The sequence below is a fragment of the Mesorhizobium sp. YC-39 genome (assembly GCF_025753795.1).
Lineage (GTDB): Bacteria > Pseudomonadota > Alphaproteobacteria > Rhizobiales > Rhizobiaceae > Mesorhizobium.
Genome location: NZ_JAOWPS010000002.1, coordinates 177046 through 191601 on the forward strand (window position 1 = coordinate 177046; position 14556 = coordinate 191601).

The following is a 14556-nucleotide window of genomic DNA, read 5'->3' on the forward strand; positions in this document are numbered from 1 at the left end:
CGATGCTGCTGTTTGCAGGCCTCGGCAATCCGGGCGCGAAATACGCCAACAACCGGCACAATGTCGGCTTCATGGCGGCGGACGCAATCGCCCGCCGCCATTCCTTTTCACCCTGGTCGAAGAAGTTCCAGGGGCTGATCGCCGAAGGCATGCTCGGTGGCGAAAAGATTATCCTGATCAAGCCGCAGACCTTCATGAACCTGTCCGGCCAGGCGGTCGGAGAAGCGTTGCGCTTCTACAAACTCGCTCCGTCAGCACTTACCGTCTTCTATGACGAGATTGACCTTCCCGAGCGCAAGCTCCGCGTCAAGACCGGCGGCGGCGCCGGCGGCCACAATGGCATCCGTTCGATCGACGACCATGTCGGCAACGCCTACCGCCGCGTGCGCATTGGCGTCGGCCATCCCGGCGTCAAGGAACTCGTGCATGGTCACGTGCTGAGCGATTTCGCCAAGGCCGACCGCGAATGGCTGGAGCCGCTGCTCGATGCCATCGCCGCCAACGCCGAAATGATCGTCAGGGATGACGAGCCAGGCTTCATGAACAAGGTCAGCGTTGCCGTCCAGGGCAAGGCAGCGCCCGAACGCGAAAAAACCGGGCCGAAGCAAGAGAGCCCCAAACAGCAGAGCCACATCCGCCAGGCGCGGCCGCAGCAGCCGGCGGTCAAGCTTCCCGAAACCGGCCCGATGGCCGCCATGCTGAAGAAGCTCTTCGGCGGCAAGAACTGAGCTTCGGCGCGATCAAGCCCGGAGGGCTTGACGATCATCGGCCCTTTCCCCATAGCCCTCATCAAATTTCGATTTCCCGATAGGACCGGACAAAAATGGGTTTCAAATGCGGCATCGTTGGCTTGCCCAACGTCGGCAAGTCGACGCTTTTCAACGCGCTGACCAGAACGGCGGCGGCGCAGGCCGCCAATTATCCGTTCTGCACCATCGAACCGAACACCGGCGAGGTGGCGGTGCCCGACCCGCGCTTGCAGAAGATCGCCGCCATCGGCAAGTCGAAGGAGATCATCCCGACCCGCATCTCCTTCGTTGACATCGCCGGCCTGGTGCGCGGCGCTTCCAAGGGCGAAGGGCTGGGCAACCAGTTCCTGGCCAACATCCGCGAGGTCGACGCCATCGTCCATGTGCTGCGCTGCTTCGAGGATGACGACATCACCCATGTCGAGGGCCGCATCGACCCGGTCGCCGACGCCGAGACGGTCGAGACCGAATTGATGCTTGCCGACCTCGACAGCCTCGAACGCCGTATCGTGCAATTCCGCAAGCGTGCTTCCGGCAAGGACAAGGAAGCGACGACCGTGCTGCCGATGATGGAAGCAGCGCTCGAATTGCTGCAGGCTGGCAAGCCGGCGCGCATCCTGCTCAACGGGATTTCCGCCGAAGACCTGCGCATCCTGCAGGGGCTGAACCTTTTGACCTCGCATCCGGTGCTCTATGTCTGCAATGTCGCTGAGGCCGACGCCGCCACCGGCAACGAGCACACCAGGGCCGTGGAAAAGATGGCCGCCGCCCAGGGCGCCCGTACGGTCGTCATTTCGGCTGCGATCGAAGCCGAGGTTGCCCAGCTCAGCGACGAGGAGGAAATGGAATTCCTCGCAACGCTTGGGCTCGATGAGCCGGGCCTGAACAAGGTCATCCGCGCCGGCTACGAGCTTTTGCAGCTCATCACCTATTTCACGGTGGGGCCGAAGGAAACGCGTGCCTGGACCGTGCATAAGGGCGCCAAGGCGCCGCAGGCGGCCGGCGTCATCCACACCGATTTCGAACGCGGTTTCATCCGCGCCCAGACCATCGCCTACAACGACTTCGTAGCACTCGGCGGCGAAGTGGCGGCCAAGGAAGCCGGCAAGGCCCGCGACGAAGGCAAGGAGTATATCGTCCAGGACGGCGACATCATGCTGTTCAAGTTCAACACCTGAGCCGGCAAACAGTCTCGCTGCTGCCGGCCCGACGGCGGCCGATCACAGCTTCGTGCGCGCCGCGTAAGTGACTTTCCGCGCCGCTTGACTACCCCTGGCACCCGGTCTAAGGGGCGTCTGCATGCGGCCCGCGCTCCCCGTCGGAGTTGCCCGTGCCCCGCAATCCGAAACGACGCGTCGCTATCGAACGAAACCTCTTTGGCCCCCAGCAAGGGAGACCCGGCGATGATCAAGGCCTTCGTCGTGGAGAATGACCGCCTGCGCGTCGTCGACGATCTCCTGGCAAACAGCGACAGGGTCGTATGGGCCGATCTGCTCAACCCGACCAAGGAAGAGGAAGCTTCGATCGAGAGCTGGCTCGGCGTCGCCATTCCAACGCGCGAGGAGATGGAGGAGATCGAGATTTCCAGCCGCCTCTATGTCGAGGACGGCGCCTACTACATGACCGCCACGCTGCCTGCCCAGACCGAGGTCGACGATCCGCTGATGTCGCCGGTCACCTTCGTGCTGGCCGGCAACAGGCTGGTCACCGTGCGCTATCACGAGCCCAAGGCCTTTACGACCTTCCCGATGCGTGCCGAGAAGGTGGCGACCGGCTGCACCAGCAGCGACACCATCCTGATCGGCCTGCTGGAGGCGATCGTCGACCGCCTGGCCGACATTCTGGAACGCGCCGGCCGCGATATCGAGGTAATCTCGCGCGACATCTTCGAGGCAAGGTCGACCAAGGTTTCCAAGCGCAACCGCGATTTCCAGGAGCTGCTGAAAGCCATCGGCCGCAAGGAGGACATCGCCTCCTCGATCCGCGACAGCCTGATTTCGCTGCAGCGCCTCGCCGGCTTTCTCGCCCATGCCTCGACGCAGACCAAGATGAGCAAGGACATCCGCGCGCGCATCAAGACCGTGTCGCGCGACGTGCTGTCGCTGGCCGACCACGCCACCTTTCTGTCGCAGAAGATCTCCTTCCTGCTCGACGCGACACTTGGTATGATCTCGATCGAGCAGAACGCCATCATCAAGATCTTCTCCGTCGCCGCCGTCATCTTCCTGCCACCGACGCTGGTCGCCTCGATCTACGGCATGAATTTCAATGTCATGCCCGAACTGACCTGGCACTTCGGCTACCCTTTCGCCATCGGCTTGATGATCCTGTCGGCGATCCTGCCCTTCTGGTATTTCCGCCGCCGCGGCTGGCTCTGATCGCTGTATTTCTGACCGAAGGCGCCCCGCTGGCGCAGTAGAATTCACTTGACCGAAGGCCGTCCGACCTGCATCCGGGAACGCCGTAGGATCGTAGAATCTTGAACCGGATTCCAGACCATGACCGGAAAGACCTGGGCCGTCGGGAAGACTTGGGCCTATGAGGATTTCGCCGAGGGCGCATCGCTCGACCTCGGCACCAAGCTGGTAAGCGCTGCCGAGATCATCGAATTCGCGACCGAATTCGATGCGCAGCCGATGCATCTCGACGAGGCGGCGGGCAAGGCCAGCATCCTTGGCGGCCTGGCGGCCTCCGGCTGGCACACTTGCGCGATGTTCATGCGCATGCTGTGCGATGCCTTCCTGCTCGATTCAACCTGCCAGGGCGCGCCCGGGGTCGACCAGGTCCGCTGGAAGAAGCCGGTGCTGGCCGGCGACATTTTGAGCGGCAGCACCACCGTCCTTGCCAAGCGCCTGTCCAAGTCAAAACCACAACTCGGCTTCGTCACCATGCGTTCCGAACTGTTCAACCAGCGCGGTGAAAGCGTCTTCGATCTCGAAAACACCGTGATGTTCCTGACCCGTGAGGCCACCGCGTGACCCTCGACGAGTTTTTCTGCATCGGCACCGTCGTCACGCTCGGCTCGCACAAGTTCGAGGCCGATGCGATCAAGGCCTTCGCCAGGAAATACGATCCGCAAATCTTCCATCTCGACGAGGAAGCGGCGAAGAAGAGCGTGCTTGGCGGGCTTTGCGCGTCGGGCTGGCACACCGCCGCCACCTGGATGAAACTGAACCTTGAGACCCTCATGGTGACCGAGGACGATTGGACCGGCCCCGGGCCTCTGCCCGAATTCGGCCCCTCGCCCGGCTTCAAGAACCTAAAATGGCTGAAACCCGTCTATGCCGGGGAAACCGTCACCTTCACCCGCACGGCTCTTGGCCATCGCCCCATGGTCTCACGCGCCGGCTGGCGAATGCTCTCGCTGCGCTGCGAGGCCTTCGATACGACCGGCGACAAGGTTATTGAGTTCGACAGCGCGGTGCTGGTGAAGGTGGGGTGAGCAACGCTTCTTCCTTCTCCCACACGGGGAGAGGGAAGAGCCGCTCCCCTCAATGGCCTTCAAACCCGATCAGCGTCCTGACCGGCACGCCGAGCGCCTCGAGTTTCTGGCGGCCGCCGAGATCCGGCAGATCGATGACGAAGCAGGCGGCGAGGATGTCGGCGCCGATCTGCCTGAGCAGCTTGACCGCCGCTTCCGCGGTGCCGCCGGTGGCTATCAAGTCGTCGACCAGGATCACCTTTTCGCCGGGAGATACGCCGTCCCTGTGCATCTCCATCTCGTCCAGCCCGTATTCGAGGCTATAGGCGACGCGCACCGTCTCGAAAGGCAGCTTGCCCTTCTTGCGGATCGGCACGAAGCCTGCCGAAAGCTGATGGGCGACGGCCCCGCCCAGGATGAAGCCCCGCGCCTCGATGCCGGCGATCTTGTCGATCTTCTGGCCGGCATAGGGATGCACCAGCTCGTCGATGGCGCGGCGGAAGGCGCGCGCATTGCCGAGCAGCGTGGTGATGTCGCGAAACAATATGCCCGGCTTGGGATAGTCGGGAATGGTGCGGATCGAAGCGAGCAGCGTGTCTTCGAGCGAAGATTTCATCAGGCAGCTCTCCGGGCCATTCATCAGGTTCGATTAAGAGACGTGGAAAAGAACTTTGGCCAATCGTAACCCGGTCCGGCCGGCGACGGCTACCACCCATGTGGCGTCTGACAGTAAATTGTCCGGCAAAGGACTGAACTCGATGGCCTTCGGAAATGCGAAAGGGCGCCTCTCGGCGCCCCCGCATTTTCGTTTTCCAACACCGCTCAGTGCGCCACGCCAGCCCACACTTTGCGCTTGGTCAGGTAGACCAGCGCGCCGAAGAGAAGCAGGAACACCAGCACGCGAAAGCCGGTCTTCTTGCGATCCTCCAGATGCGGCTCGGCCGCCCACATCAGGAAGGCCGAGACGTCGCGGGAATACTGGTCGACCGTCTGCGGCGAGCCGTCGTCATAGGTCACCTGCCCGTCGGAGAGCGGCTTGGGCATCTTCAGCGACACGCCGGACAAGAAGTACGGATTGTAGTGCGTGCCCTCCGGTATCACCATGCCCGCCGGCGGCGTCTCGTCGTAGCCGGTCAGCAACGAGTGGATATAGTCCGGACCGCCCTGCGCATACTGCGTGAAGATGTCGAAGACGAAGCGCGGAAAGCCGCGCTCGACGCCGCGCGCCTTGGCCAGCAGCGACATGTCGGGCGGCGCGGCACCGCCATTGGCGGACGCGGCTGCCTGCTCATTGGGGAAAGGCGCCGGAAAATAGTCGGACGGCTTGCCGGGGCGATCGAACATGTCGCCGGCATCGTTGGGACCGTCATGGATAGTGTACTCGGCCGACAGCGTCTTGATCTGCGCTTCCGAATAGCCAAGGTCCTCCAGCGTGCGGAACGCCACCAAATTCATCGAATGGCAGGCCGCGCAGACTTCCTTGTAGACCTTCAGTCCGCGCTGCAACTGCGCCTTGTCGTAGGTGCCGAACGGCCCGGCGAAGCTCCAGTCCATTTCCTTCGGCTCGTCGATCGGGAAATGCGTCGGCGCGGCAGCGTTATGCGCCTCCTCTGCGGCGATGGCCGCGGTGCCCGCAGCCCCAATGCCGGCAACGACTAGGCCGAGCAGCGCCAGCGAGGTGAGAATCTTCTTCATGCCAAATCCCCTTGAGATTCTCGCGCTCAGCCTTTGATTTCCGGCGCGGCCGTAGCCCCCGCAGGATGGTGACCGCCACCCTTGTTCTTTTCGAGCACCGCCTCGGTGATCGAATTCGGCAAGCGGCGCGGCGTCTCGATCAGCCCGAGCACCGGCAGCACGACCAGGAAGAAGGCGAAGTAGAACAGCGTCGCCATCTGCGCCATGAACACATAGCTGCCCTCGGCGGGCTGCGAGCCCAGCCATCCGAGCAGGACGGCATCGGCCACGAACAGCCAGAAGAACAGCTTGTACCAGGGCCGGTAGACCGCCGAGCGCACCTTCGAGGTGTCGAGCCACGGCACCAGGAACAGCATGGCGATGGCGCCGAACATGCACAGCACGCCGCCGAGCTTGGAGTTGATCGGCCCGATGTTGAAGGTGATGGCGCGCAGGATGGCGTAGAAGGGTAGGAAGTACCATTCCGGCACGATATGGGCGGGCGTCTTCAGCGGATTGGCGACCGTGTAGTTGTCGGGATGGCCGAGAAAGTTCGGCAGGTAGAAGACGAAATAGGCGAAGATGAACAGGAACACGAGCATGCCGAACGCGTCCTTGATGGTCGCGTAAGGGGTGAAAGCGACGGTGTCGGTTTTCGACTTGACCTCGATGCCGGTCGGGTTCGACTGGCCGACCACATGCAGTGCCCAGACATGCAGCACGACGACGCCGGCGATCATGAATGGCAAGAGATAGTGCAGGGCAAAGAAGCGGTTCAGCGTCGGATTGTCGACGGCGAAGCCGCCGAGCAAAAGCTGCTGGATCCAGTCGCCGACCAGCGGGATGGCGCTGAAGAAGCCGGTGATCACGGTGGCGCCCCAGAAGCTCATCTGGCCCCAGGGCAGCACATAGCCCATGAAGCCCGTCGCCATCATCAGGAGGTAGATGATGCAGCCGAGGATCCACAAGAGCTCGCGCGGCGCCTTGTAGGAGCCGTAATAGAGGCCACGGAAGATGTGGATATAGACGGCGACGAAGAAGAACGAGGCGCCGTTCGAATGCAGGTAGCGCAACAGCCAGCCCGAATTCACGTCGCGCATGATCTTCTCGACCGAATCGAAGGCGAGAACGCTGTCCGGCGTGTAATGCATGGCCAGCACGATGCCGGTCAGGATCTGCGCCACTAGCATGATTGCCAGGATGCCGCCGAAGGTCCAGGCATAGTTGAGGTTGCGCGGCACCGGATAGGCGATGAAGCTGTCATAGACCAGCCGCGGCAGCGGCATGCGGGCGTCGAACCAGCGTTCGATACCGGTCTTGGGCGTATAGGTCGAGTGTCCCTCGCTCATCGAAATGTCCCCTAGCCTCAGCCGATACGGATCTTGGTGTCGGAAATGAACTGGAACACCGGCACCAGCATGTTCTCCGGCGCCGGTCCCTTCCGGATGCGGCCGGCGGTGTCGTACACGGAGCCGTGGCACGGGCAGAACCAGCCGCCGAATTCGCCTTCCTGGCCGAGCGGAATGCAGCCGAGGTGGGTGCAGACCTGAACCATCACCATCCAGGCTTCCTTACCCGGCGTGGTGCGGTTGGCGTCGGTCGCCGGCGCGTCGGCCGGCAGATTTTCATTGCGGGCGATCGGATCCTTGAGGTCGGCCAGGTTGACCGCCTCGCCATCCTTCATCTCCTGCTCGGTGCGGTTGCGCACCACGACCGGCTTGCCGCGCCATTTCACGACGAGCGACATGCCCGGCGTCAGCGAGGCGACATCGACCTCGACCGAGGCCAGCGCCAGCGTCGAGGCGTCCGGGCGCATCTGGTCGATGAACGGCCATGCGACGGCGCCCGCGCCGACCACTGCGGCCATGCCGGTGGCGACGTAGAGAAAATCGCGACGGTTGGGATCGTGGATGTCGGTTGCGCTCACGGGTGCCTGATCCTTTCGCCTCTTCCGTGCCGGTGGCCGAGCCTTGCTCCCCGCTCGTCTACGCCAACCCGACAGCGCATGGCGAACAGGCTAGCGAATTCCTCCGGCATTTGGAGTTCGGTTTATGCGTGAAGCCCGTTTTTGTCCAGACGGGTGAAGGCACAAGGGCAGATTGTCGCGGGGACACAGCGCGGCTTGGCGGAGCGCTGTGCCGATTGCCCGCCCGACGCCGCGTAACAACCGGAAATCCGGCGCGAAATCGACGCCTGTCCTTGCCTCGACAGCGAGCGCTGGCGGGGTCTATTCTTCACTCATGGCGCATGTCATCAACCCTGACCGCTGGGCGAAAGCGCCCGACCACTGGCAAGGCGAGCTGGAGTGCGGTGCCTACGGCTCCAACAGCTGCCTGATCTTCAACTATCTGCCCGGCATCGGCGGCGGCCCACGCCTGCACCAGCATCCCTACGCCGAGATCTTCATCATCCGCACCGGCACCGGCCTGTTCATTGTCGGCGATCAGGAAATCGAGGCCGCCGCCGGTCAGATCCTGATCGTGCCGCCCAACACGCCGCACAAATTCACCAATCTGGGACCCGGTCCGCTCGAAACCACCGATATCCACGAGAACGGCAGCTTCATCACCGAGTGGCTTGAGTGATATCTACTTCGCGCCGAGCCTGACAAGTACGGCTTTCGGTATGTTGTATTCGCGGATCACCGCGTCGTGCTTGCGCAGGCCGCATAGTTCGCGCTGAATGAAATAGCCGTGGACAGCATCGGCCGCATCCCTGAGCAACCGAGGTCGATGTTCCGCATCGTCGCCATTTTCGCGCAACCTCGCCAGCGTTTCCTCGACGCGCTGCCCGGCGCGGCCAAGTGCCGCCGCTTTTTCGGCAAGGATTTCGTGGCCGAGCAGATCGAGCGCGCTCTCCTGCGCACCCGAGCGTCCAAAATTCGAAGGCATCCGCACCGACATGGCTCGTCCTACTCTGCTGGTCTCGTCTCTTCCAGGGCGCTTTCCTCGTTAAACAGGAACCCGCCGGACTGCCGCTTCCACAGCCGCGCATAGAGTCCGTCGAGCGCCACCAGTTCGTCATGCGTGCCCTGTTCGACGATGCGGCCGCCATCGAGCACCACCAGGCGATCGAGGGCCGCAATGGTCGACAGCCGGTGGGCGATGGCAATGACTGTCTTGTTCTCCATCAGCCTTGCCAGATTCTCCTGGATGGCCGCCTCGATGTCGGAATCGAGCGCCGACGTCGCCTCGTCGAGGATGAGGATCGGCGCGTCCTTGAGGAAGACACGGGCAATCGCCACGCGCTGGCGCTGGCCGCCCGACAGTTTCACGCCGCGCTCGCCGACAAAGGCCTCGTAGCCCTGACGATCGCGATTGTCGCGCAAGCTCAGGATGAATTCGTGCGCCTCGGCCTTCTTCGCCGCGGCGATCACTTGCGCCTCGGTCGCGTCAGGCATGCCGAGCTTGATGTTGTCGCGCAGCGAACGGTGGAACAGCGCAGTATCCTGGCTGACGACGCCGATATTGGCGCGCAGTGAGTTCTGCGTCATCTTCGAGATGTCTTGGCCATCGATCAGTATCTTCCCGCCTTCGAGGTCATAGAGCCGCAGGATCAGATTGGCGAGCGTCGTCTTGCCGGCGCCGGACGGCCCGACCAGCCCGACCTTTTCGCCCGGCCGCACGGCAAGATCGATGCCATTGAGCACGCCGGAACCCTTGCCGTAGTGAAACTCAACATTTTTCACATCGATCCGTCCGCCGGTCACGACAAGCTCTTTTGCGCCCGGCGCGTCGATCAGGCCAAGCGGCTGCGAAATCAGCGCCTTGGAGTTTTCCAGCACGCCGAGATTCCTCAGGATGCCGTTGAGCTGCATCATCAGCCGTCCGAGCAGCATATTGAGCCGCAGCACCAGCGACAATGTGAAGGCCACGGCGCCGACGGTGATCGAACCCTCGACCCAGAGATAGACGGCAAAGCAGCCGATGGCGGTGATCATGATGCCCGACAACGTCGTCAGCGCCATGCGCACGCCGGTCAACCGGCGGGTGAACGGGCGAAGCGCGTCGAGGTAAATGTCGAAGCCGTTCCTGATGTAGTGGTCGTCGCCGTCGGCCGAGAACAGCTTCAGCGTCTGCACATTGGAATAGGAGTCGACGATGCGCCCATTGATCATTGAGCCAGCTTCAGCCGTGGCCTCGGCATGCTTGCGGATCGCCGGCACATAGAGCTTGGCCAGGAAGCCAAAGGCAGTGATCCAGATCACCACCAGCAGCGCCAGCCTCAGATCGAGGCCGGCGACCAGAGCCAGCGTCGTCACCGTATAGACGATCATGAACCAGACGACCTCGATAAAGCTTTCCATCAGGTCGCCTGTCGCCTGCCCCGCCTGCCAGACCTTGGTGGCGATGCGGCCGGCGAAGTCGTTCTGGAAGAAGGCGTAGGACTGGCGCGAGACATGGCGGTGCGCCTGCCAGCGCACCAGATTATAGAAACCCGGCGTGATCGTCTGTTCGTCGACCAGCGCCGACAGGCCGACGACGATCGTGCGGATGACCAGCACGACGACGGCCATGAAGACAAGTTCGGGGCCGGCGGCAGTCCACAGAGCGTGCCAGCTACGCTCGCCGGGAAGCTGGTCGAGGATGTCGACCAACCGCCCGACGAAATAAAACAGTCCGGCTTCGACCAGCGGTGCGATGCCGCCGATGACCAGCATGGCGAAGAAGGCGAATTTCGCCTGCCCGACATAGTGCCAGAGGAAGCCGCCGACGCTGGCGGGTGGCCGAAGATTCGCGGGCTCCCGGAACGGATAGACCCAGTTCTCGAACCAGCGATAGACGGCAGTCATCATGCGGCGGCTTCACCTTTTGTCGGCAGGTCGTCGGCGGGTGGCCTTTCCTCAAGCAGGAACCCGCCCGACTGGCGCTGCCAGAGCTGGGCATACAACCCGCCTTTGGCGACCAATTCCTGATGCGAACCGTCCTCGACGATGCGCCCTTTATCCATCACGACCAGCCTGTCCATCGCCGCGATGGTCGACAGCCGATGGGCGATGGCGATGACGGTCTTGCCTTGCATGAGTTTATAAAGGTTGTCCTGAATGGCGGCTTCCACTTCCGAATCGAGCGCGGAAGTCGCCTCGTCGAGAATAAGAATCGGCGCATCCTTCAGCATAACGCGGGCAATGGCGATGCGTTGCCGCTGGCCGCCTGACAGCTTTACACCACGCTCGCCGACGAGCGCGTCATAGCCGCTTCGACCGTTGAGGTCGGTCAATCCCGCGACCACATCGGCGATCTGGGCGGCTTTGGCGGCGCTGAACATCTCTTCATCGCTGGCGGACTGGCGCCCGTATTTAAGGTTCTCGCGAACCGACCGGTGCAGAAGCGACGTGTCCTGGTTGACGAAGCCAATGGCCGCGCGGACGCTCTCTTGCGAAACGTCGCGAATGTCCTGTCCGTCGATCAGCACCTTGCCGTCCTGCACATCGAACAGCCGCAAGGCGAGGTTGACCAGTGTCGACTTGCCGGCCCCGGAACGCCCGATCAGGCCCACGCGCTCACCTGGCGCGATTTTCAGCGACAGATTGTCGATGACGCCGCCCTTGCCGTCACTGCGCCAGTAGTTGAAGTTCACCCGGTCGAATTCGATGCCGCCGGCGGTCACGATGAGCGCCGGCGCGCCTGGTCTGTCCTGCATGGTGATCGGACGCGCGATCGTTGTCATAGCATTGCCGGCGACACCGATCTGCCGGAAAACATTGGAGCCGACGTCGAGTATCCGGCCGGAGATGTTGGTGATCTGCAATGCGAACGGTATAGCTGTCGCCACAGCCGCGGTCGTCATCTCGCCGGCGTTCCAGGCGGCCAGCGCCAGCCAGCTTATGGCGATAAGCAGCGCTGCGTTGAGGACGAACAAGGTCGACCACATCAGCGTGAAAACGCGCATGAGTTGGTAGAATGTGTCGGCATGCTCGATCACCGCCTGCGAGACATATTTGTCCTCATGTTCGCCCGTCGAGAATGTCTTAAGCGTCAGGATGTTGGTGTAGCTGTCGACCATGCGGCCGCTCACCACCGACCACCGCTCCGACAAGGCGGTCGACCACCGCGTGATCCGCGGCATCGAAAACCAGAACAGCAGGCAATAGAGCACCAGCCACAGTGTGACCGCCGCCAGCAGGATCGGGTCAAGCTGCGCCAGCACCGCTATGGCCACGGCGACGAAGACCAGCGCGTACCAGACGGCGTCGATGGTGAGGTTGACGCTCATCTCCACCGAGTCGCCGCTTTGCATGACCTTCGTTCCGATGCGGCCCGCGAAGTCGTTCTGGAAGAAGGACCAGTCCTGGCGCGCGACATGCCAATGGCTCTGCCAGCGCACGAGGTCGATGAGATTTGGCGCAATCGCATGGTTGCGGATTAGCGCGTCGACGATCATCGAGAGCGGACGCAGCAGCACCACGAACGCCATCATGGCGAGCAGTGGGCCATGTGCCGCAAAAAAATTCCCAGGCCTCGCATCGGTGAGCGTGCCGACGATCAGGCCGACGAAAATCGGCAGCATCGCGTCGGCAACGGCGCCGACGGCAACGATGAACATGCGCAACAGATAGGCGACGCGAAACTGCCTTATGAAATAGCCGTAGAACTTCCTAAGCCCCATTGGCGGCTGCCGGTCGTCGGCGAGCGCCACCGGCGAATAACGGCTTTCAAACCAGGCAAATATGCGATCGAACATTTTTCTCTCGTGGTCGCCGCAATCGGCCGCGTCCTGGTCCGGTGTCGGTCTGGGTTTGTGCCTCGACTGTGTTTCAATCGCGGGCGGCGGTTGCGCCCGCAATCGTCGTTCATGCGGACCGTATGCCAAGCGCACACGGTGTTACTCGGCGGCCATCTCGGATTTGGACGGCAACGTCTTGGCGTCGGCCTCGGCCGACCCGTCGTCGAGCAGGAAGCCGCCGGACTGGCGTTGCCAGAGCTGCGCGTAGAGCCCGCCGGCGGCAACGAGCTGCTCATGCGAGCCTTCCTCGATGACGCGGCCCTTGTCCATGACGACGAGCCGGTCCATCGCGGCGATGGTCGACAGCCGGTGGGCAATGGCGATGACGGTCTTGCCTTGCATCAGTCTGTAAAGATTCTCCTGGATGGCCGCCTCGGCCTCTGAATCGAGCGCGGACGTCGCCTCGTCGAGAATGAGAATCGGTGCGTCCTTCAGCATAACACGGGCAATGGCGATGCGTTGCCGCTGGCCGCCGGACAATTTGACACCGCGGTCGCCGACATGGGCGTCGAAACCCTTGCGGTCTTTCGCATCCTGAAGCCCGGCGATGAAATCCAGTGCCTCGGCGCGGCGTGCCGCCTCCAGCAGCATCTCCTCACTGGCATCGGGCCGGCCATAGAGGATGTTCTCGCGTACCGAACGATGCAGCAGCGAGGTGTCCTGCGTGACCATGCCGATCTGGGCGCGCAGCGAATCCTGCGTCACCGAAGCGATTTCCTGGCCGTCGATCATTATCCGGCCAGCTTCCAAGTCGTAGAAGCGCAGAAGCAGGTTGACCAGCGTCGACTTGCCGGCGCCCGAACGGCCGACGATGCCGACCTTTTCGCCCGGCTTCACCGTCAGCGACAGGCTCTCGATCACACCCTTCTGCTTGCCATAGTGAAAGCGGATGTCGTCAAAACGGATCTCGCCCTTGGTGACGGCAATGTCCTTCGCATCAGGCCTGTCCTCGACCAGGCGCGGCAGCGAGATCGAACCGATGCCGTCCTGGACCGTACCGATGTTCTCGAACAGGCCGGACATTTCCCACATGATCCATTGCGACATGCCCCACAGCCTGAGCACCAGGCCGATGACGACAGCGACGGCGCCGATCGTCACCGCCTGGCCGAGCCACAGCCACAGCGAGATCGCGGTGACCGAGAACAGGAGCAGCGAGTTGAGGACATAGAGCAGGCCGTAAAGCACCGTCACCAGGCGCATCGACCGGTAGACCGTATCAAGAAAACCGGCCATGCCTTCCCTGGCGAAGGACGCCTCGCGCCGCGCATGGCTGAACAGCTTGACTGTCTGGATGTTGGAGTAGCTGTCGACGACACGGCCGGTCATGGTCGAGCGTGCATTGGCCTGCTCCTCGCCGACCTTGCCCAGCCGCGGGATGAAGTAGCGCAAGAGCCCGATATAGCCGGCAAGCCAGACGGCAAGTGGCGCCGCCAGCCGCCAGTCGGCCGAGCCGACGATGAACAGCATGCCGAGGAAATAGACGACGACATAATTGAGCACGTCGATGAGCTTGATGACGCATTCGCGCACGGCGAGCGCCGTTTGCATCAGCTTGGTTGCGATGCGCCCGGCAAACTCATCCTGATAGAAGGCCATCGACTGCTTGAGCAAATAGCGGTGGACCTGCCAGCGGATGCGCATCGGGTAGTTGCCCATCAGCGTTTGCTGGTTGAGCAGCGAATGCAGCCACACGGTGCCCGGCAGCGCGAACAGCACGATGAAGGCCATGCCGGCGAGCTTCCAGCCCTCGGTTTGCAGGAATGTCTCGCGATTCTGCGCCGACAGCCAGTCGACGATCCGGCCGAGGAAGCCGAACATCCACACCTCGGCAATGGCGATGGCTGTCACCAGCACCGCATCGAGAGCGATGTAGGGCCAGGCACCGCGCGTATAGTGCACGCAAAAGGCGATCAGAGTCTTCGGCGGCTCCACCGGTTCCGCAGCGGGGAACGGATCGAGCCTTTTTTCAAACCAGCTAAACAT

Annotated in this window: 14 protein-coding genes; 6 read left to right on the forward strand and 8 right to left on the reverse strand. The window is 62.6% G+C overall.

Annotated features, from left to right (window positions below; translation table 11 throughout):
* The first annotated feature begins 2 nt into the window (after nt 1-2).
* From pth to OHD62_RS10360, 5 genes are all read left to right on the forward strand, one after another.
* Complete coding sequence (gene pth / locus OHD62_RS10340) at nt 3-728, forward strand: aminoacyl-tRNA hydrolase (protein ID WP_263782536.1); 726 nt, start codon at nt 3-5, stop codon at nt 726-728.
* A 95-nt stretch (nt 729-823) separates the two neighbouring features.
* Complete coding sequence (gene ychF, locus OHD62_RS10345) at nt 824-1927, forward strand: redox-regulated ATPase YchF (protein WP_263782537.1); 1104 nt, start codon at nt 824-826, stop codon at nt 1925-1927.
* 225 nt (nt 1928-2152) lie between these two features.
* Nucleotides 2153-3127: a magnesium/cobalt transporter CorA gene (gene corA / locus OHD62_RS10350; RefSeq protein WP_263782538.1), complete on the forward strand. Its 975-nt coding sequence runs from the start codon at nt 2153-2155 to the stop codon at nt 3125-3127.
* A 120-nt stretch (nt 3128-3247) separates the two neighbouring features.
* Nucleotides 3248-3727: a MaoC family dehydratase gene (locus tag OHD62_RS10355; RefSeq protein ID WP_263782539.1), complete on the forward strand. Its 480-nt coding sequence runs from the start codon at nt 3248-3250 to the stop codon at nt 3725-3727.
* Entirely contained in the window at nt 3724-4191 is a 468-nt protein-coding gene (locus OHD62_RS10360) for a MaoC family dehydratase (protein WP_263782540.1), read from the forward strand. Before OHD62_RS10355 ends, OHD62_RS10360 begins: the two co-directional genes overlap by 4 nt.
* 49 nt (nt 4192-4240) lie before the next feature.
* Here the strand turns inward: OHD62_RS10360 and OHD62_RS10365 are convergent, their stop codons facing one another.
* From OHD62_RS10365 to petA, 4 genes are all read right to left on the reverse strand, one after another.
* Nucleotides 4241-4786 carry an adenine phosphoribosyltransferase gene (locus tag OHD62_RS10365; RefSeq protein ID WP_263782541.1) on the reverse strand — a complete coding sequence of 182 codons (546 nt, stop codon included), beginning with the start codon at nt 4784-4786 and terminating at the stop codon, nt 4241-4243.
* Nucleotides 4787-4992: 206 nt separating this feature from the next.
* Nucleotides 4993-5865 (reverse strand): cytochrome c1, encoded by an 873-nt coding sequence (locus OHD62_RS10370; protein ID WP_263782542.1) that lies wholly within the window; start codon nt 5863-5865, stop codon nt 4993-4995.
* Between the two features lie 26 nt (nt 5866-5891).
* Nucleotides 5892-7193 (reverse strand): cytochrome b, encoded by a 1302-nt coding sequence (locus OHD62_RS10375; protein ID WP_263782543.1) that lies wholly within the window; start codon nt 7191-7193, stop codon nt 5892-5894.
* 17 nt (nt 7194-7210) lie between these two features.
* Nucleotides 7211-7771 (reverse strand): ubiquinol-cytochrome c reductase iron-sulfur subunit, encoded by a 561-nt coding sequence (gene petA, locus OHD62_RS10380; protein WP_263782544.1) that lies wholly within the window; start codon nt 7769-7771, stop codon nt 7211-7213.
* 313 nt (nt 7772-8084) lie between these two features.
* Here petA and OHD62_RS10385 point away from each other — a divergent pair, with 313 nt between their 5' ends.
* Nucleotides 8085-8429: a cupin domain-containing protein gene (locus OHD62_RS10385; RefSeq protein ID WP_263783843.1), complete on the forward strand. Its 345-nt coding sequence runs from the start codon at nt 8085-8087 to the stop codon at nt 8427-8429.
* Between the two features lie 3 nt (nt 8430-8432).
* Here OHD62_RS10385 and OHD62_RS10390 read toward each other — a convergent pair whose 3' ends face one another.
* The 4 genes from OHD62_RS10390 to OHD62_RS10405 all read right to left on the reverse strand — a co-directional run bounded on the left by OHD62_RS10390 (nt 8433) and on the right by OHD62_RS10405 (nt 14556).
* Nucleotides 8433-8747, reverse strand: coding sequence for a DUF6665 family protein (locus OHD62_RS10390; protein WP_263782545.1), 315 nt, complete (start codon nt 8745-8747; stop codon nt 8433-8435).
* An 8-nt stretch (nt 8748-8755) separates the two neighbouring features.
* Entirely contained in the window at nt 8756-10639 is a 1884-nt protein-coding gene (locus OHD62_RS10395; RefSeq protein WP_263782546.1) for an ABC transporter ATP-binding protein, read from the reverse strand.
* Nucleotides 10636-12528 carry an ABC transporter ATP-binding protein gene (locus OHD62_RS10400; RefSeq protein ID WP_263782547.1) on the reverse strand — a complete coding sequence of 631 codons (1893 nt, stop codon included), beginning with the start codon at nt 12526-12528 and terminating at the stop codon, nt 10636-10638. The genes OHD62_RS10395 and OHD62_RS10400 overlap by 4 nt, the downstream gene beginning before the upstream one ends.
* Before the next feature lie 141 nt (nt 12529-12669).
* Nucleotides 12670-14556 carry an ABC transporter ATP-binding protein gene (locus OHD62_RS10405; protein ID WP_263782548.1) on the reverse strand — a complete coding sequence of 629 codons (1887 nt, stop codon included), beginning with the start codon at nt 14554-14556 and terminating at the stop codon, nt 12670-12672.